This is a genomic window from Amycolatopsis pretoriensis (assembly GCF_900107925.1).
Lineage (GTDB): Bacteria > Actinomycetota > Actinomycetes > Mycobacteriales > Pseudonocardiaceae > Amycolatopsis > Amycolatopsis pretoriensis.
Map to the genome: position 1 here is coordinate 14,862 of NZ_FNUJ01000021.1, position 16,503 is coordinate 31,364.

General features: G+C 68.9%; 18 protein-coding genes. 16 read left to right on the plus strand and 2 right to left on the minus strand.

What is annotated here, in order from left to right:
- The first annotated feature begins 42 nt into the window (after positions 1-42).
- Positions 43-240: a hypothetical protein gene (locus tag BLV96_RS48260; protein ID WP_086676790.1), complete on the plus strand. Its 198-nt coding sequence runs from the start codon at positions 43-45 to the stop codon at positions 238-240.
- Between the two features lie 89 nt (positions 241-329).
- Complete coding sequence (locus BLV96_RS48265) at positions 330-953, plus strand: prepilin peptidase (protein WP_244181016.1); 624 nt, start codon at positions 330-332, stop codon at positions 951-953.
- Positions 954-963: 10 nt separating this feature from the next.
- Here BLV96_RS48265 and BLV96_RS48270 read toward each other — a convergent pair whose 3' ends face one another.
- Positions 964-2,301, minus strand: a complete 1,338-nt coding sequence (locus tag BLV96_RS48270; RefSeq protein WP_158104138.1) for an FAD-binding protein — start codon at positions 2,299-2,301, stop codon at positions 964-966.
- A complete protein-coding gene (locus tag BLV96_RS48275; RefSeq protein ID WP_158104139.1) occupies positions 2,298-4,550 on the minus strand; it encodes an ATP-binding protein in 2,253 nt (750 codons plus the stop codon). The genes BLV96_RS48270 and BLV96_RS48275 overlap by 4 nt, the downstream gene beginning before the upstream one ends.
- A 423-nt stretch (positions 4,551-4,973) precedes the next feature.
- On the opposite strand from BLV96_RS48275, the gene BLV96_RS49595 reads away from it, so the two are divergent.
- The 14 genes from BLV96_RS49595 to BLV96_RS48340 all read left to right on the plus strand — a co-directional run bounded on the left by BLV96_RS49595 (position 4,974) and on the right by BLV96_RS48340 (position 16,339).
- A complete protein-coding gene (locus tag BLV96_RS49595) occupies positions 4,974-5,234 on the plus strand; it encodes a DUF6355 family natural product biosynthesis protein (RefSeq protein WP_143051164.1) in 261 nt (86 codons plus the stop codon).
- A gap of 70 nt (positions 5,235-5,304) precedes the next feature.
- The gene (locus BLV96_RS51140) at positions 5,305-5,916 is read left to right on the plus strand and encodes a hypothetical protein (RefSeq protein ID WP_244181017.1); all 612 of its coding nucleotides are present in this window, start codon (positions 5,305-5,307) and stop codon (positions 5,914-5,916) included.
- Positions 5,917-6,269: 353 nt separating this feature from the next.
- Positions 6,270-6,797: a hypothetical protein gene (locus tag BLV96_RS48285; RefSeq protein ID WP_244181018.1), complete on the plus strand. Its 528-nt coding sequence runs from the start codon at positions 6,270-6,272 to the stop codon at positions 6,795-6,797.
- Positions 6,794-7,459, plus strand: a complete 666-nt coding sequence (locus tag BLV96_RS48290; RefSeq protein WP_086676795.1) for an SAF domain-containing protein — start codon at positions 6,794-6,796, stop codon at positions 7,457-7,459. Before BLV96_RS48285 ends, BLV96_RS48290 begins: the two co-directional genes overlap by 4 nt.
- Entirely contained in the window at positions 7,456-8,262 is an 807-nt protein-coding gene (locus tag BLV96_RS48295; RefSeq protein WP_086676796.1) for a CpaE/TadZ family protein, read from the plus strand. Before BLV96_RS48290 ends, BLV96_RS48295 begins: the two co-directional genes overlap by 4 nt.
- On the plus strand, positions 8,252-9,577 hold the full coding sequence (locus BLV96_RS48300) for a TadA family conjugal transfer-associated ATPase (RefSeq protein WP_086676797.1): 1,326 nt from the start codon (positions 8,252-8,254) through the stop codon (positions 9,575-9,577). Before BLV96_RS48295 ends, BLV96_RS48300 begins: the two co-directional genes overlap by 11 nt.
- The gene (locus tag BLV96_RS48305) at positions 9,574-10,425 is read left to right on the plus strand and encodes a type II secretion system F family protein (RefSeq protein WP_086676798.1); all 852 of its coding nucleotides are present in this window, start codon (positions 9,574-9,576) and stop codon (positions 10,423-10,425) included. The genes BLV96_RS48300 and BLV96_RS48305 overlap by 4 nt, the downstream gene beginning before the upstream one ends.
- On the plus strand, positions 10,422-11,273 hold the full coding sequence (locus tag BLV96_RS48310; RefSeq protein ID WP_086676799.1) for a type II secretion system protein: 852 nt from the start codon (positions 10,422-10,424) through the stop codon (positions 11,271-11,273). Before BLV96_RS48305 ends, BLV96_RS48310 begins: the two co-directional genes overlap by 4 nt.
- Positions 11,274-11,285: 12 nt before the next feature.
- Complete coding sequence (locus BLV96_RS48315) at positions 11,286-11,480, plus strand: hypothetical protein (protein WP_086676800.1); 195 nt, start codon at positions 11,286-11,288, stop codon at positions 11,478-11,480.
- Complete coding sequence (locus tag BLV96_RS48320; protein WP_086676801.1) at positions 11,480-11,851, plus strand: hypothetical protein; 372 nt, start codon at positions 11,480-11,482, stop codon at positions 11,849-11,851. Before BLV96_RS48315 ends, BLV96_RS48320 begins: the two co-directional genes overlap by 1 nt.
- On the plus strand, positions 11,848-12,267 hold the full coding sequence (locus tag BLV96_RS48325) for a hypothetical protein (protein ID WP_086676802.1): 420 nt from the start codon (positions 11,848-11,850) through the stop codon (positions 12,265-12,267). Before BLV96_RS48320 ends, BLV96_RS48325 begins: the two co-directional genes overlap by 4 nt.
- Positions 12,264-12,668: a pilus assembly protein TadG-related protein gene (locus BLV96_RS48330; protein ID WP_086676803.1), complete on the plus strand. Its 405-nt coding sequence runs from the start codon at positions 12,264-12,266 to the stop codon at positions 12,666-12,668. The genes BLV96_RS48325 and BLV96_RS48330 overlap by 4 nt, the downstream gene beginning before the upstream one ends.
- 10 nt (positions 12,669-12,678) lie before the next feature.
- Positions 12,679-15,384, plus strand: coding sequence for a BTAD domain-containing putative transcriptional regulator (locus tag BLV96_RS48335; RefSeq protein ID WP_086676804.1), 2,706 nt, complete (start codon positions 12,679-12,681; stop codon positions 15,382-15,384).
- Between the two features lie 292 nt (positions 15,385-15,676).
- Positions 15,677-16,339: an HU family DNA-binding protein gene (locus BLV96_RS48340; RefSeq protein ID WP_086676805.1), complete on the plus strand. Its 663-nt coding sequence runs from the start codon at positions 15,677-15,679 to the stop codon at positions 16,337-16,339.
- The last annotated feature ends 164 nt before the right edge of the window (positions 16,340-16,503 follow it).

Genomic DNA, 16,503 nt, shown 5'->3' on the forward strand with positions numbered 1-16,503 from the left:
AACGCACGTTCTACGGTTTGGTAGCTTGGCCGCGCCGAGGTCGTGAACGTTGAGCGGGAGGTCGTCGTGGCGTGGTTGCTGAAGGAACGGGCATCCGGCCGCGAGTGGCGAGTCGGCGACAGCGACCTCGCGTGGGAGGTCGGCGGCTACGACTCCGCGCGCTTCGAGCTCCACGTCCTCGATGAGGACGTCGTCGGCACCCCGGACGGTGTGCCGGCTGGTGTGCCGACCCACCGATAAGGCGATCTTCCGCGCACAGACTCCCGTTCCCGGCCGAACCTGCCATGATCGATTCGCAGGGCCGATCGGGAGGTGAGGTCGCTGTGGATGTGGCTGTTCGTTTGCTCCTGGGGCTGACGCTCGCTCTCGCTGCCGGCCCGCTGGTCGCTCGCTTCACCCGCCGTGCCGCTTCGGCTCCTCCTCCGCGCTCGCACATCGCCGAGACGATCGCCGCCGCGGCGGTGGCCGGAGCAGCAGTGGCGCTCTGGGCTCCCGCTGTCATCGCCGTCGGGGCCGCTTTCGTCCTGCTGGGCATCCCGGCCGCCGCGGTCGACGCCGCCGAGCACCGGATTCCGGACATGCTCAGCTTCCCGCTGTGCGGCGCCACGGTGACCTGCTCGGTCGCTGCCGCCGTCGCCGGACAGGACGTCGGGAGCGGCGTCCGCGCTCTCGCCGGTGGCGCCGTCTGGGGCTTGCTTCTGATGCTCTCCTACTTGCTCAGCGGCCAGCCTGGGCCGGGGGACGTGAAGCTCGCGCCGAGCGTCGGCGTGCTGCTCGGCTGGCTGGGGTGGAGCTGGGTGCTGGGTGGGCTCATCGCGACCTACCTCCTGACGGCCTTGGCCGGAGTCCTCGGCGTCGTCCGGCGGCGGTACTCGTTCCGGACCGGCCAGGTGCCGATGGGCCCACCGATGGTGGCAGTCGCGCTGGCGTGCGGAACCTTGGCTCAGTGGTGAGCCGGCCTGATCAAGCGAAGCGTCGCGGGAACAGGTGCAGCGGGTCGTACCGTGCTTTCGCCTCGGCGAGTGCCGCTTGTGCTGTGCCGAGGTGGCGCGTCCAGTCGGCTTCCGTGAAGGGGATTGCCCCGGTGGGGTAGCTGGTACCTCCCAGGCCGAGGGCGGCCTCGTACCAGCGCCGGTTCGCGGCGACCATGTTCTGGGTCGTCACTGCGTCCGTGGCGAAGCGAAGCCCGGCGACCAGGTAGACCGTGCTGGTCTCAGGGTGTCGGAAGAGTTGGGTGCCGAAAGCTGCGGTGGTCATCGGGTAGATGAGGATCAGCCCGGACGCACCCAGGTCGGTCGTCACGAGGTCGGCCATGACCTCGCTCATGAACGCGTCGACCTGCGCATCGGGCAGGAGCAAGTTGGGCCAGGGATGCGGGGCCTGCCATTCGCCGGTGCCCTCGAGGTACGTCACGGTCTCGTCGAGGCGCGTGGCGAACTCCCAGTAGCTCAGGTCCTCGACCTTGTCCCTGGAGGCCACGAAGCCGATCCCCGAAGTGAGCAGATCATCGGCCAGCTCGTGAGGCGGCGTGTAGTACGAGGCGACGTCGAGCATGTAGATCCAGCCGTCCGGGGTCGGCAGGATCTCTCCCTGCAGGAAGTCGAATCGACCGTCGGCGAGCAGCCTACGTTGGCTGGCGAACAGCTCTTCGATGGTGGGGTAGTAGACCTTGAAGCGCCGCACACGCTCGGGCGCCGGGATCAACGGCAGAGTGGCTCGCACAATGACTCCGCACTGACCGAATCCGCCCAGCACCGCGTGGAAGAGGTCGGGAAGCTCCGCCGGTGAGCAGTGTCGGAGAACTCCGTCGGCAGTGACGACGTCGAGAGCCAGCGCGTTGTCCGTCTGGACTCCGTACCGATGGCTGGTACCGCCGATTCCACCCACCGACAGAGTGCCGCCGACAGACGTGCCCAAGTAGTCGGTGAGGACTCGCGGAGTCAGTCCGTGCTGGAGCGTGCGTGCGAGAAGTGAGTTCCAAGTCGCGCCGGCGCCGACGGTCACCTGGTCGTCGGTGAGGTCGTGAACCTCGTCCAGGGCGGTCAGGTCGATGACCAAGCCGTCGAGCACCTGGGCCTGCCCCAGGCTGGTGTGCCCGCACCCCCGGGGTACGACGGGGACATCGCTGGCCGCGGCGACAGGCAAGACGGTTTCGATGTCGGCGGCGGACTTGGCGTGGAGAACAGCGAGCGGCGGATGGTTGACGATGCCACCGAAGTCGGCTGCAGCGAAGGCTGTCGCGGCGGAGTCGGTGACCACCGTGCCGTCGAGATTCAGGTGGGAGAAAGGGTTCGAAGTCACTTCGCTGCTCCGTCCTCGAGATTGGCGATGCCGGCGCGCACAACGGCTTCGGCGGGATCTCCTCGCCGTTCGAAGATGTCCGCGGCCTCTTCGAGCCGGCGACGCGCCGTGGTGTTGTCGCCGCGTGCGGTCGATGTTCGTGCGAGAGCCCAAAGGGTGTCAGCTTGGCCTTTGTCATCACACGCTGCTTGCTGAACGGAAAGGGCCGCTTCGAGCTGATTCAGCGCATCGTCGAGCAGGTCGGCGGCGAGGTAGGTCATTCCCAGTTGGTAGAGCGAGAGCCCTTCTCCGTACTTGTCGTCGATGGACCTGCAGAGTGACAGCGCACGGCCGGCGTAGCGGAGCGCGTCTTCCGTGTGCTTCTCTCCCCGGCAGAGGTCGGCGAGGTGCACCAGCGCCACCGATTCGGCGTGCTGGTCGTGCTGGCCGCGGTGAATCACCATGCCGCGCTCGAGCGCGTTCCTGGCCGCTTCGACGTCTTCCATGTCGGCGTACGCGAGCCCGATGCCGATGTGGCACCACGCCGACCTGGTCGGTTCGCCCTCGTTCTCCAGCAGGTCCAGCCCTCGGCGAAACGCCTCGCGACCACTTTCCGGTTTTCCCAGGCCGAGTTCGACGAGGCCGAGACCGGTCAGCATATCGGCCTGCAGGCAGGGATCTTCCAATTTGGAAGCGGCTTCCAGGCCCAGGTGGTAGGTGCGCTCCCAAATAGTCCATGGCTTGCGGAGGTGGAAGTAGGAAAAGAGTGCTTGCGAGATGCGGGACGCAAGCTCGGGGTGCCCGATCCGGAGAGCAAGCCCGACGACCGAAGGAAAACTGGCCATCTCCCGCTCGCACCAGGCGAACGCCTCGGCGTAGCCGGGTAGCGCGGTATCGGTGCTCGGAGACCGGAATGGCTCGAGAGCGAGCCCCGCCGCGGTGGCGGTGTCGAGGTACCACGACAGCTCACGTACTTGAGCTCTCTCGATATCTTCGGGTGAGTCGACGGCGAGAGCCTGCTCGGTCGCGTAGACGCGGAGCAGATCGTGCAGCCAGAAGTGGTCTCGGTCGGCCTCCTCGACCAGATGGCACATGGCGAGTGTGCGAAGGAGGTGCGCCGCCTGGCCGGACTCCATGTCGGCGAGTGCCGCGGCCGCCGGAACGCTGATCTCCTTGCCTGGGTGCAGACCGAGCACCCGGAACATCCGCGCTGCCGCCGTGGGCAGGGCACGGTATGACCAGGAGAAGACGGCCCGGACGTCGGCGTCTTCGTCGGATGCGAGGGCGGCGAGCCGCTGCCGCTCTTCGGCGAGGTCTTCGGCGAGCTCGGCCAGCCGAATCGGGTGTGCGGCGATGCGCTCCGCGGCGACAGCGACAGCGAGCGGGAGGTGACCGCACCGATCGAGAACGGCTTGCGCGGCCAACGGCTCGTCGTCGACCCGTGGACCAACGACTTCACGCAAGAAGCGGAGCGAGTCGTCCGCGGTGAAGGGAGCAAGACCCAGTTGCGTCGCCCCCGCGCGCACGACCAGACCGGTGAGCATGACCCGGCTCGTCACCAGTACCGTGCTGCCAGCCGCACCGGGGAGCAGAGGCCGCACCTGGTCCGTAGAAACCGCGTTGTCGAGCACGACCAACATCCGGCGATCGTGCGTCATCGTGCGGAACAGCGCTGCGCGCTTCTCCTCGCTGGGCGGAACGTCCGCGGGGGTCAATCCCAGGGAAATCAGGAAGTCTTCCAAGATTTCCGCCGGGCTGGCCGGTGATTGGTGTCCCGAGTGCCCGCGAAGATCCGCGAACAGCTGACCGTCGGGGAAGCGGCCGATCTCTCGATGGGCCCAGTAGAGGGCCAGGGTCGTTTTTCCGACTCCTGGCAGTCCGTGCACGGTCGCTATCGACAGTCTGTCCGCTTTGTCGGAGACCGCGTCGAGAGCCGACAGCTGAGCGCTTCGCCCGACGAACCGGCCCGGAGCCGCCGGCAACTGTGCCGGACGCGCCACCGTAGCTTCCGAATCGCTTTGTCGTGGGCGAGGGATCAGCGCCAGCAGTTCGCCGCCGGCCTCGAGCGCGGTGTCGCAAGCCTCTGCCAGCTCCGTGGTGGCAGCGCGACGGCCGTGTTCGACGTTGGCGAGGTGAGCTCGGCTGTAGTGGGTGCGAGCGGCCAGTTCCGTCAGGGAAAGGCCGCGGGCGACGCGCACATCCCGAAGCTCGGTTCCGAAAGTCTTTCGTTTTTCGACTTCCGTTCTCCGCGTTTCATGTTTCTGATACATGAAACAGAAACCCCCTGGTAATCGCGGTCGCTGCGGTTGATCCTGGGATGGAGGCACCGAGCGACGGATACGTACCCCTCGGCAACGAGGGTAGCGCCACCGGAGCTTCGGGACCGGAAAATCGCGGGACGCCGCGAACAAGATCGTCGTGAGGTAGACGGTCAGGTACTGAAGGTGACCTCCGCTCCGTCCGGGACCCCAAACGGGTGACATCTCGAACGGTGCACGGTTGGCGCTCTGTAGCTGCTCCGCTTCACCTCTCGGAAGTTCCACCTGTCCGCTCGGGCTGACGCTTGCCCGAGCGTCTTGCGGCCGATTCGTCGGACCATAAAACATTTGGAGAATCACGTGTCTTTCTCAACCTGTCTTCAGCGCGCTTCTGTTGTTGGAGCGATCGCTCTGTTGTTCAGCTGCTCTGTAGCGATGGACGCGTCTGCCCGGCCGATGCCGGAGAAAGCCGAAGCCGCCGGCTGCGGCTACATCGGGGGAGGTGAATACACGCATTGCGACAATGGTTCCGGGTCAACTGTGATGCTCGACGTCCAGGACATTTTCTTCAACGTGTTCCACTACTGCGTCGGTCCGGGAACCACGAACCTGCAGCCGGTGATCCGCTGGCGCGTGATCGGCGCGTGGTGGAACGGCGGCGTGGGGTGCGACCCGGGGTACTACGGGCCGGCGTAACGCCGCGGTGCGCCACACATTCGTGTGAACAGAGCGCAGCGCGGTCGTCGGTACGTCCACGCCCGGTTTGATGGCCTGGTCGAACTCTTGGCAGGAAGGCCGCAAAATGTCCAAGAATTGCTTCCCGGTTGCATCGCTCCTGCTCGCCGTCGGTCTGGCTGGATGCGCGCGCGAAACGGAGACGCCGGCAGCCACCGCGCCGTCGGTGCAGGTTCCCCTTCCATCAGGCGCCAGGACCGTTCCGCCGGGCTCGGAAGCGTCCAGTGCAGCGCTGGCCGCGTACGAGCTCTACTGGCAGATCAGTGAGCAAGCCGGCCGCGCCCCACGCGAGAAGGACTGGCGTCCCGAGCTGGGGAAGGCGATGGCCGACCCGGCGCTGACGGACTACGTGAACGAGGTCGCCAACCTCGCCTCGGTCCCGGCGCACACCGTCGGCCGGTACGGACGCACGCCGAAGGTGACCTCGGTGTCGCTCGGCGAACCGCCGCGAGTGGTCATCACCGACTGCCTCGACGCCACCGACGAGCACCTGGTCAGCGACAAGGCCGGCGAGCTCGGACGCAACCTCGACCACCCGGACCAGCCGCGCCGCTACGAGTTCGAAGCTCAGGTCGTCCGCTACCCGGAGCCCGACAGGTGGCTGGTGCAGCAGGTCCAACCACGTCTGGAGAAACCATGTTGAAGAGCAGTTGTGCTCTCGCCGCCGTCTTCGTCGTTGTGGCGTTGCCGCCGCCGGGGTACGGGCAAGCCGGCCCTGGCGGGTGCACCTCGACCGGGACCCGGGGGAGGTGCTGGGTGGCGGCTGCCGATCCGGGCCGCTCTGCCGGTGATTCCGGCCCTCGGCAAACAGGTACCGGGTCAGGCGAGCACTCGGGCGGACAGGGCGCTCAGCAGTCGCGATATTCGTGCACAGGCCGCCCGTGGACACCGCCGCCCGCCGGCGATCCGCTCTGGGGCGGCCACTCACCGTCCGACGGCTCGCTCAAGCTCCTGATCTGTCAAGGCGGCGGCGCTCTGCAGGGGTGGCCGCGGGTGGTGTTCACGCCGAATGGGCAGCCAGTCGTCGTCCCGCAGGTGTCGCCGGCGGAACTGGCCCAGCAGGCCATCTCCGAGATGGGGTTGTCGGCCCCGGACATCCGGCTGGCGCCACCCGCGGACTCGCCGCACGGCGCGACCATCGGCTTCCCGGTCTGGATGTGGACCGCTCGCCGCGAGGCCACGGTGGGGCCGGTGACGCGGACCGCGAGCGCCGGCTCGATCACCGTGACCGCCACGGCCACCTTGGCCAAGGTCGACTGGTCAATGGGCGACGGGACGATGCTCAGCTGCCCCGGTCCCGGCACCGAGTTCACCGACGACCTGGCCGGACAGCCGTCGCCGACGTGCGGACACGTCTATCGCGACCTCGTCGCCGGGGGTGTGGCCGGGATAAACGCGACGAGCCGCTGGGAGATCCGCTGGTCGGGCGGTGGGCAGAGCGCGTTCCGGACGATGGCGCTTACCTCGTCGACGCAGCTGCCGGTCCGGGAGATCCGAACCTTGAACACTCGGGGCCCGCGATGACGACGCGGGTGCAGCAGCTGCGCGGCGTTCCGGATGCCCCGCCTCCGGCGCCGGTTGCGCTCCGGCCGCCACGACGTCGTCGCTCCAAGCTGCTCGTTCTGCTCGGCGTCCTGCTGTGCGCGCTGTCCGCCGCCGGGATCGTCTGGGTCTTCCGCGCGACCGACGAAGCGGTCGCCGCCGTCGGTGTCGCCCGGCCGGTCCGCTACGGCGAGGTCATCACCGCCGAGGCGCTGCGCGAGGTTCAGGTCCGGCCCGATCCCGGCGTCAGGCCCTTGCGGTGGGAGCGGCGGTTCGACGTCGTCGGCCGGACGTCGCCGACTGATCTGCAGCCGGGCGAGATCGTGACGCCCGACGCGGTGACGGACTCCGTGGCCGTGCCGGGCGCCGGACAGCAGTTGATCGGCGTGCCGGTGAAGCCGGGGCAACTGCCCGCGGCACCCCTGCAGCCTCGCCAGCCGATCCTTCTCGTTCCGGCCGGCGTCGTGGGCACCACCGCGGAAGCGTGGCCGCCGGTACGCGGCGCGGTGATCAGCGTGAGCGACCGCGATGCGACCTCCACCCAGGTGATCGACGTCGTCGTACCCGAAGCGAACGGCGTCCAGCTGGCTTCTCGGGCCTCGGCCGGCGGTGTCGCCATCGTCGTGCTGCCGAAGGACCGGTGATCGACGTGCTTATCTCCTTCATCTCGGTGAACGGCAGCCCCGGCGTCTCGACGGCAGCGCTGGCGCTGGGCTGGGTCTGGCCACGGCACGCCGTCGTCGCCGAGTGCGACCCGATCGGCGGACGCGCGCTCACCGTGTTCGACCCCGACGGCATTCACGGACGAACCGGCGTCTTCGAGCTGATGCTCCAAGCGCGGACCATGCCGCTGCACCGGGCGATGTCCAGCCAGCTGCTCGTCCTGCCAGACGGCACTGGCCGTCATCACCTCTTGTCCGGCGTCAGCTCGCCGCGCGAAGCCGACAGCCTGGATTGGCGAGGGCTCACCTCGTTGTTCCTGGACCTGGAGACCGTCGACGTCCTCGCGGACTGCGGACGGTTCCGCAGTCGGGCCACCGCGGCCGCGGTGCTGTCGGAGGCCGATCTGGTCGTGGCGGTCGTGCGCAACTCCCGCGGTTCACTGCAAGCCCTCGCGAAGGCAGCAGATGTCGTCCGTGAGGAGCACGGCGTCTTCGACGACGAAGGGCTCGTCGTCCTGGTCGCCGACCCGGACCCGCGGATCCACCAGCGCTATCCGCACGGCGAGATCGGGAAGGAACTCGGTCTCCACGTCGTCGGCGCTCTGCCCTGGGACCCGATCAGCGCGGCGCAGTTCTCCGACCTGCATCGGCCCGGCCGGAAATTCGAGACGTCGCCACTGCTGACCCACGCGCGGAAGACGGCCGACGAGGTCGGTCGCCGCGCGATGGAACGGATGAGCTGGCTTCGGAAGCGACCGCCGGTGGTGAACGACAATGTCCGTTGACGTCGCAGGCATCGACGAGATCGTCGACCGGGTGCAGCAGCGCTTAGCGCCGCTTGTGCAGCAGAAGATCGCATCGGGAGAGCGGGACGAACGTGCGGTCGCGGAGATCCTGCTCGACGACGTCCTCTCGGCGGTCGTCAAGGAGTGGGCGGGATCCGGACGCCCGTTCCTCGACTTCGAGCAAGAGCAAGCGGTCCGGTCCGGTGTGCTGGCGGAGATGTTCGGCCTCGGCCGGCTGGAGGCTTTGCTGGCCGACGACGAGGTCGAGAACATCGACATCATCGGCTGCGACCCGGTGTGGCTGTCCTACCACGACGGCCGCGTCGGGCGCGCGCCACGGATCGCGCCGACCGACGCGGCCGTTGTTCAGTGGTTGCAGCGGATCGCCGCCCGGAAGGGCCGGACCGAGCACACGATCAACGACGCCCGGCCGCTGCTCAACATGGAACTGCCCGGCGGGGAACGGTTGGCCGCGGCGATCGGCGTCACCGACCGGCCGCACGTCTCGATCCGCAGGCACCGGCTCTCCACCGCCGGCCTAGAAGCCCTGCGCCAACGCGGCATGCTCTCCACCGCACAGCTGGCGCTCCTGCGCGCAGCTGTGCGAGCCGAGAAGAACATCGTCATCTGCGGACGGCAGAAGGCAGGAAAGACCACGCTGCTGCGGGCCCTGTGCTGGGAAGTCCCGGCCACCGAGCGCTTCGCCACGCTGGAAACCGAGTTCGAACTCGGCCTGCACCGCCATCGTGACCGGTTCCCCGCCGTCGTCGCGTTCGAGGAGCGGGAGGGCAACACCGAGCGTTGGGAGAACGGCCGGCCGGTCGGCGGAGTCGACTTGCCTCGGCTCGTCTGGCAGTCGCTGCGGATGCACACCGCGCGCACGGTCGTCGGCGAGGTCCGTGGCGGTGAAATCGTCCCGATGCTCAACGCTCTCGCCGCCGGCGGTGCGGGGTCGCTGTCCACGTTGCACGCGCGCAGCGCGGCGCAGGCCATCCATCGCATGGTGCTGCTGTGCTTGGAGACGAATGCGGCGTGGACTCCCGAGTTCGCCTACGAGGTCGTCGCGAACACCATCGATCTGATCGTTCACGTCGACCTCGTGCAGAAGCCGGGGCGTCTCGATCGTCACGTCGCCGAAGTCGTCTCCGTCGAGCCGGGGGAGTACGGGCGCCCGGCTCGTACCTCCCTCTTCGCCCCCGAGCCGACCGGCAATCTGCCGACCGACATCGAGGACTACGAGCGTGGCGGCTTCGACCGAACCTGGCTGACCAACGGCGGCGACGGCGGCTGGCTGACCGAGCGGAGCCGACGATGACCGAGTTCGTCCTCGCACTGGCGGGCGCCGGAACGGGCCTGGGAATCACCCTCGCCGTCCTCGGCGTCTACGGCCGCGAGCCAGACGTCGTGCCGGCCTTCCGGCACGGTCGACGGTGGCTGCTGCTGCGTCGACGTGGCTCGGCGAAGTGGGGGCTGGCCTGCGGCACCGGCGCCGTCATTTGGCTGGTCAGCGGCTGGCCCGTCGCCGGAATCGCCATCGCGGCCGGCGGCGCGTTCCTGCCGTGGCTATTCGGTGCGGGCAAGGTCGCCGCGCAGCGGATCGAGCGACTCGAAGCGCTCGAGGACTGGCTACGCGGGCTCGCGGACGTCCTGCGCGCCGGAAACGCCGGCCTCGTCGGCGCCTTGCAGGGCTCGGCCACCGACGTTGCGCCCGCCATCCGCGCCGAGGTCACCACGCTGGGACAGCGACTGCGTACTTGGGACGTCGCCGACGCACTGCTGCAATTCGCCGACGACGTCGACGACCAAATCGGCGACGCCGCGGCGGCCGGCCTGTGTGTCGCCCATCGGCAGGGAACCGGCACCGCCGAGCTTCTGACCACCCTGGCCCGGCAGATCGCCGCGGACGTCGCTGCTCGTCGTGACGCGGAGACCGAACGCGCCAGGCGGCGGTCCGCCGCGCGGATCCTGCTCGGCCTCTGGGCGGTGATGTTCGTCGGCTTCGCCGCCTTCGGTAGCGACAGCTACACCTCGGTCTACAGCTCCATCGGCGGCCAGCTGGTTCTCGCCCTGGTGCTAAGTGTCGTCGGCCTCGCGGTGGTGTGGTTGCGCTGGCTCGGTGTCGAGCCACCGGCGCCGCGCTTCCTTCGTCGGGAGTCGTCATGAGCACTGAGGCTGTGTTGATCGTCCTGGCGATCGCTGCGGCGATCGGCGTGACGCTGATCGTGGCAGCGTTCGCCCCGACGCGACCGCGGCTCGCGGACGTGCTGCATGAGGCTCCGCGTGGTTCCGGTGGCCTGTTCGGTGCCGTCGTCGTGCGCGCCGACCGGTTGAAGCTGACGGCGAAGCCCGTTGACCTTGCGCTGGTCGGGCAGTCTCGGGAGTCGTTTGTTGTGCAGCGGATCGGCTTCCTGCTCGGCGGTGCGCTGTGGATCCCGGTCCTGACCACCGTGCTGGCGCTGATCGGCGCGGCGCCGCCGATCGGGCTGACGGGTGCGGCGTCCGTGGGCTGCGCGGTCGTCGGCTGGCAGCTGCCGGTGGTGATGCTGAAGAGCGAGGTCAAGCGCACGCGAGCGGCGTTCGCCGGCGCGCTGGCCGCCTACTGCCGGCTGGTCGCGCTGGGGCGGCTCGGCGACCGCGGTCCAGTGGAGGCGCTGCGTTACCCGGCCACGCTCGGTACCGGCTGGGCGTTCCGGCTGATCAAGCAGGCCATCGACGAAGCCGTGCTCCGCGGCCGGATGCCCTGGGCGGGCTTCGCCGAGCTGGCCGAGGAAACCGGCGTCCGTGAGCTGAAGGACATCGGGCACATCATCGCCAGCGCGGGCCAGGACGGCGCCAGCATCGTCGACACCCTCCGCGCCAAGGCCGCCGCACTGGACGAGAAGCAGCTCGCGGACCGCAAGACCGGCTCGTCGGTCCGCTCGGACCGCATGGACATGCCAATTGCCCTGCTCGGTCTCGCGTTCATCGCTTTCCTCGCGTTTCCCGGGCTCTACCTGATGCTTCACACCTGAGAGGAGAAGATCATGCTCGGCAAGATCACGGTCTGGTGGCTCTACCTCCAGACGCGCCTGGGCCAATTCGCCGACGAGGGCGAGCGCGGCGACGAGAACATCACCAAAGCCTTCTACGCCGCACTCGGGATCACCGTCGCGACGCTGATCGGCGCCGGGATCACGGCGTTCGTCAACGGCAAACTCCCGCTGATCGGCGGCCACTGATGCTGCCCGGCGAACGCGGCGACGACAACGTCGCCGCGGCAGTCATCTTCAGCGCGATCCTGCTGGTTGCCTGGGCGATCCTCCAGGTAGCCGTCGTCCTGCTTGGCCGCGGTGTCGCGCTCGAAGCCGCACGCGATGGCGTCCACGCGGCCCGGCTACCGCCGGTGGACACCACAGCGGCCGCCTCGTCCGCGACTGCCTACGTCGCCCGGGCCACGGGCCCATGGCTGAACAACGTCGCCGCGCACGCCGGAACCGACGGTCGGAACGTCACCGTGACTGTTAGCGGTGAAGCCGTCTCGCTGGTGCCGCTCGCGCAGTTCCCGATCAGCCAGACCTCAGCCGGCCCGATCGAAGAGCTACGTCCGTGAAGCCGTCCGAGCGAGGTGACATCACGCTCGAAGCGGTGGTGGGCGTGATCGCGCTCTTCCTTCTCCTCGGGCTCGGCCTCGCTGGCGAGCGCCTGCTTGTTGCCGACGCGGCCATCGACGAGGCTGCACGCTCGGCCGCGCGAGCGGCGTCGATCGCCCACGACGGCCGGACCGCCGCGCTCACGGCGGATCACCGCGCCCGGGCGGTCCTCGCCGATCAGCAGCTCACGTGCAGCAGCCTGGATGTGAACGTGGACGCCCGCGACTTCACCAAGTCGCTCGGTGAGACGGGGTACGTCGTCGCGACCGTGACGTGCGTAGTACCGCTAGCCGACTTGGTCCCGGGGATCGGCGGCTCGAGGACGCTGCGGTCGGAGTTCCGCTCACCCATCGACCGGTACGGAGCCCGATCATGAGGTCGCTGCGCGGGGAACGCGGCTCGACTTCGGTGCTGATCCTCGGGCTGAGCATCGCCGTGCTGGTCGGCGTCGGGTTCGCTGTGGACGGCACCCGCAAGGGGCTGGCGTACTCACAGGCGACGTCGATCGCGGAGGAAGCGGCGCGTGCGGGCGGGCAAGCCCTGCGGGCCCGCGCGCTGGCGACGGGCGCCGACGCGGACGTGGATCCGCAACTGGCGGTGGTCGAGGCGCAGCGCTACCTGACCGTGTCCGGCGCCGACGGGACGGCGCACTGGGACGGTGAGCGTCTCGTCGTCGAGACCACGATCACCCGGACGACCGTCTTCCTCGGCTCCGTCGGCATTGCCGAGTTCACCGTGCACGGCAGCGGTACGGCGGCCGTGGTCTCTCGGGGATAGGAGAAGTGCGATGCGCACGACGGCTTTGCGGGCTCCGGCCGCCTTGGCGGTCCTGCTGGCGATCATCACGGTGCCGCCGGTGGCTTTGTGGCACTTCCGATCGGTGTACTTGCCCGACCACGTGCCGAACGTCGCAGAAGCTCTTGCCTGGTTGACGACTGAGGACAACGGCCGGCTGTTCTTGCTGCTGTTGGTCGGCGCCGGTTTCGTAGCCTGGCTGCAACTGGTCGTGGCGATCGCGCTGGAGTTGTTCGCCCGCGTCCACGGCGCGACCGTTCCGCACCTACCCGGTTTCGGGTGGGCTCAGCGCATAGCCACCGCACTGCTGCTCGTCGTGCTGACCGGCACAGCGGCCGAAGCAGCGGAGCCGGCCGGGGACCAACCCCAGCCCACGCACGTGGTCGTCCCTGGCGACAGCTTGACGAAGATTGCCGCCGACGAGCTCGGCAGCTCCACGCGGTACCGCGAAGTCTTCGATCTCAACCACGGTCGTCGCCAACCGGATGGTCGTTCCCTCCAAGACCCGAGCCGGCTCCGACCCGGGTGGATCCTGCAGCTGCCCCACGACTCCGACTGCCGGGAGATCGTCGTGCGCCCGGGCCAGACGCTTTCCCAAATCGCTCGGGAGCAGCTCGGTGACGCCGGGCGTTACCGCGAGATCTTCGACCTCAACCGCGGCCGGCCACAGCCGTCGGGCCGGCCGCTCGAAGACGTCGACAGCATCCATCCCGGCGACATCCTCCGGCTTCCGACGCTGCCGAAGCAGCACGGCGGCGGCGGAGCCGTGGCTGCGAACCCGCACCTGGCCGCTCTGACCTCATGCGAGCCTGCTGGACCTCCACCCGCAGTGGGGTCCCAACCGGCGAAACCCCCCTTGCCGCCGCACGGACACACGCCAGCGACTGAACGCCCTTCACCGCGCGAATCGTCGACGGCCGACGACTCGACGTCGTTCGTGGTCGGCGGCATCGGAGGCCTGCTGGCCGCAGGGCTCTTGACTGCCTTCGCCGTCCGGCGGCGCCAGGCGCGCCAGCGGCGTCGGCCCGGCCACCGTATCCGTGTCCCGAAGCAGGGGACCATCGAACGGGAGCTCCACGCTGTCGAGGTGCCGGCAACGGTCGAGGTTCTGGATCGCGCGCTGCGGACGCTGTCCCGTGCGGCTCGCGACACCGATGTCGCGTTGCCGGCGTTGCGGGCTGTCAAACTGGGCTCGCATGGCCTTGAGCTCCGCTTGACCGATGCCTGCGAACCGATCGCCCCCTTCACCGCCGCCACTTCCAGCGAGTGGACACTTTCCGCCGAGGCCGAGCTCGAGGCGACGGCGGGCCCGGCTCCTTACCCGACCTTGGTGTCCTTGGGACACATCGGCGGGGGTGACCTTGTGCTGATCGACCTGCGGCAAGCGGGGGTCGTGACCCTCAAAGGAGACAGGGCGGCGGCCGAAGCGGTCCTGCTCGCTCTGGCGTGGGACCTGGCCGTCGCGCCCTGGGCGGAGCGGACGGTCCTGACGCTCGTGAGCTTCGGGGAAAGCTCGGCGGCGGTCCGGCCGGACCGGTTTCGCTACTTCGAGAACTGGGACGATGCGCTGCACCAGGACTTCGCGTCCGAGGCGACCCACGTGCTGCTGGCGGCCGCCCCGCCCGGCGCCGAGCACGTCCGCCGGTCGACGGAACTCTTGGACGGGGCTTGTGCCGTCGATCTCGCGGCCGTGGTGACAGTGGACGGCGATGGCCTGTCGCCGGTCGGTGCCTGGCGGCTGGAGATCGGTGCGTCCAGCACCTTCGTGGCTGCATGGGGCGAAGAAGTCGAGCTGCAAAAGCTGACGCCGAGCCAGGTGGAGGAGCTGGTCGTGGCACTCGCCTCTGCGGACGACCCCGTCCAGGTGCCGGTGGAGTCCTATCGGAACGTCCCGCCCGAGGAAACCGGTGTACCCGAGCCACTGCGCCCGCTCGAACCGGCGGTGCAGCTTCCGCCGAGGCCTGCCTTGCAGGTGCTCGGGCCCGTCCGGCTGACCGGGGCGGATCCGGGCAAGGTGGAGGCCAAAAAGCTCAACCGGCTGGTCGAACTCGCCGCCTTCCTGGCGTTACACCCGGGCGCGACGGCCGACGAGATCTCACTCCGGCTGGGAACCGATGCGCAGCCATGGTCGGCGGCGACCCGGCAGGGCTACATCTCGCGGCTGCGGACCTGGCTCGGTCGTGACGCGACCGGAAACCCCTACGTGCCGAACGTCGACGCCCGGCACGGCGGCTACCGCATGTCCGAGTCGTTCGGCTGCGACTGGAGCGTGTTTCAGGACCTGGCCCTCCGCGGGCTCGCACGACCGGAGGTGTCGGTCCCTGACCTCCAACAGGCTCTCGACCTCGTCCACGGCACCCCGTTCGGCAACGTCCCCGCCGGCAGGTACGCGTGGAGTTCCTGGCTCCAGCGGGAGATGACCGACTCGATCGTCGACGTGGCGCACACGCTGGCCGACGCCTACCAGAAAGCCGGTGACCTGCCGGCCGCGCGCCGAGCCGCGATGCGCGGTCTGCAAGCCGAACCGGTGAGCGAGATCCTCTACCGCGACTTGCTCCGGACCGAGTACCGCGCCGGAAACCTCGCCGCCGTCCGGGAGACGGCGGACAAGCTCTCCGCGTTGGCCGCGTCGCTCGAGTTGGAACTGGACGAGGAGACCAGTGCGTTGGTGGCCTCACTGTTGTCCGGCCGGAAGTAGGCACTCGTTACGCCGCCTGGGTTTATGCTTCCGCGGATCGAACAATTGATCGACTTCCAAAGGTGTCCTATATGGACGACTCGCCTCTGTGTTCTGCGAATCCGCTGGTCAAAGGCTTTTTTTGGATGGCGTGCCACTGTGTCGGCTTCGACGTGTCGGTGGCTAGCTGAGACTTCCTTGGCGGCACAACAGAGTTGGTGATCACCTTGGTTGGATTTTCGGGCACATGGGGATTACTCTGTGCGACGTCGGCCGATGGGCCTGACGGCTAGTTCCACTTTGGAGGACTGGAATGACGAACAAGGCCCAGCTGATCGAGGCGCTGTCGGAGCGTCTGGGCGATGACAAGAAGGTGGCTGCGCAGGCCGTCGACGGTCTGGTGGACATCATCATCCGGACGGTCAACAAGGGCGAGAAGGTCAACATCACCGGCTTCGGTGTCTTCGAGAAGCGCGCCCGCGCCGCTCGGACCGCGCGCAACCCGCGTACCGGTGAGGCCGTGAAGGTCAAGAAGACCAACGTGCCCGCCTTCCGCGCCGGCACGACGTTCAAGGACGTCATCTCCGGTTCGAAGAAGCTGCCGAAGGCCACCCCGGTCAAGCGCGCCACCGCCACGGCGACCCGCGCCACCGCCACGAAGACCGCGGCTGCCGCGGCTCCGGCCAAGGCGACGACCGCCCGCACGACCCGCGCCGCTGCCGCGAAGCCGGCCACGACCACGCGGACCCGCGCCACCGCGGCGAAGCCGGCCGCGAAGGCCACCGCCGCCAAGGCGGCCCCGAAGACCGCGGCGGCGAAGACCACCGCGGCCAAGGCCACCACGGCGAAGGCGACCACGACGCGCGCGAAGGTCGCCGCCAAGCCGGCCGCTGCCGCGAAGACCGCGACCGCGGCGAAGAAGCCGGCTGCCGCCAAGGCCCCGGCCAAGCGCACCTCGGCTGCCAAGAAGAAGTAACCCTGGTTCCACTTTCCGGAAGGGTTCGCACACATCTGCGCGAGCCCTTCCGGCGTTCCGGCACCCCGGTCCCGTCCGCCGTGCTTTCGCCGACGGCGCCCGCCGATGAAGACCCCGAATGCCGCTACGTCCGAGTCCGCACTCGCGAATCGCCGCTTCGGGAA

Excerpts from the sequence above, each read along its gene's own strand:
- BLV96_RS48275 (WP_158104139.1), bottom strand. The coding sequence starts at position 4,550 with ATGTATCAGAAACATGAAACGCGGAGAACGGAAGTCGAAAAACGAAAG.
- BLV96_RS49595 (WP_143051164.1), top strand. The coding sequence starts at position 4,974 with ATGGACGCGTCTGCCCGGCCGATGCCGGAGAAAGCCGAAGCCGCCGGC.
- BLV96_RS51140 (WP_244181017.1), top strand. The coding sequence starts at position 5,305 with ATGGCCTGGTCGAACTCTTGGCAGGAAGGCCGCAAAATGTCCAAGAAT.
- BLV96_RS48290 (WP_086676795.1), top strand. The coding sequence starts at position 6,794 with ATGACGACGCGGGTGCAGCAGCTGCGCGGCGTTCCGGATGCCCCGCCT.
- BLV96_RS48300 (WP_086676797.1), top strand. The coding sequence starts at position 8,252 with ATGTCCGTTGACGTCGCAGGCATCGACGAGATCGTCGACCGGGTGCAG.
- BLV96_RS48305 (WP_086676798.1), top strand. The coding sequence starts at position 9,574 with ATGACCGAGTTCGTCCTCGCACTGGCGGGCGCCGGAACGGGCCTGGGA.
- BLV96_RS48310 (WP_086676799.1), top strand. The coding sequence starts at position 10,422 with ATGAGCACTGAGGCTGTGTTGATCGTCCTGGCGATCGCTGCGGCGATC.
- BLV96_RS48315 (WP_086676800.1), top strand. The coding sequence starts at position 11,286 with ATGCTCGGCAAGATCACGGTCTGGTGGCTCTACCTCCAGACGCGCCTG.
- BLV96_RS48320 (WP_086676801.1), top strand. The coding sequence starts at position 11,480 with ATGCTGCCCGGCGAACGCGGCGACGACAACGTCGCCGCGGCAGTCATC.
- BLV96_RS48330 (WP_086676803.1), top strand. The coding sequence starts at position 12,264 with ATGAGGTCGCTGCGCGGGGAACGCGGCTCGACTTCGGTGCTGATCCTC.
- BLV96_RS48335 (WP_086676804.1), top strand. The coding sequence starts at position 12,679 with ATGCGCACGACGGCTTTGCGGGCTCCGGCCGCCTTGGCGGTCCTGCTG.
- BLV96_RS48340 (WP_086676805.1), top strand. The coding sequence starts at position 15,677 with ATGACGAACAAGGCCCAGCTGATCGAGGCGCTGTCGGAGCGTCTGGGC.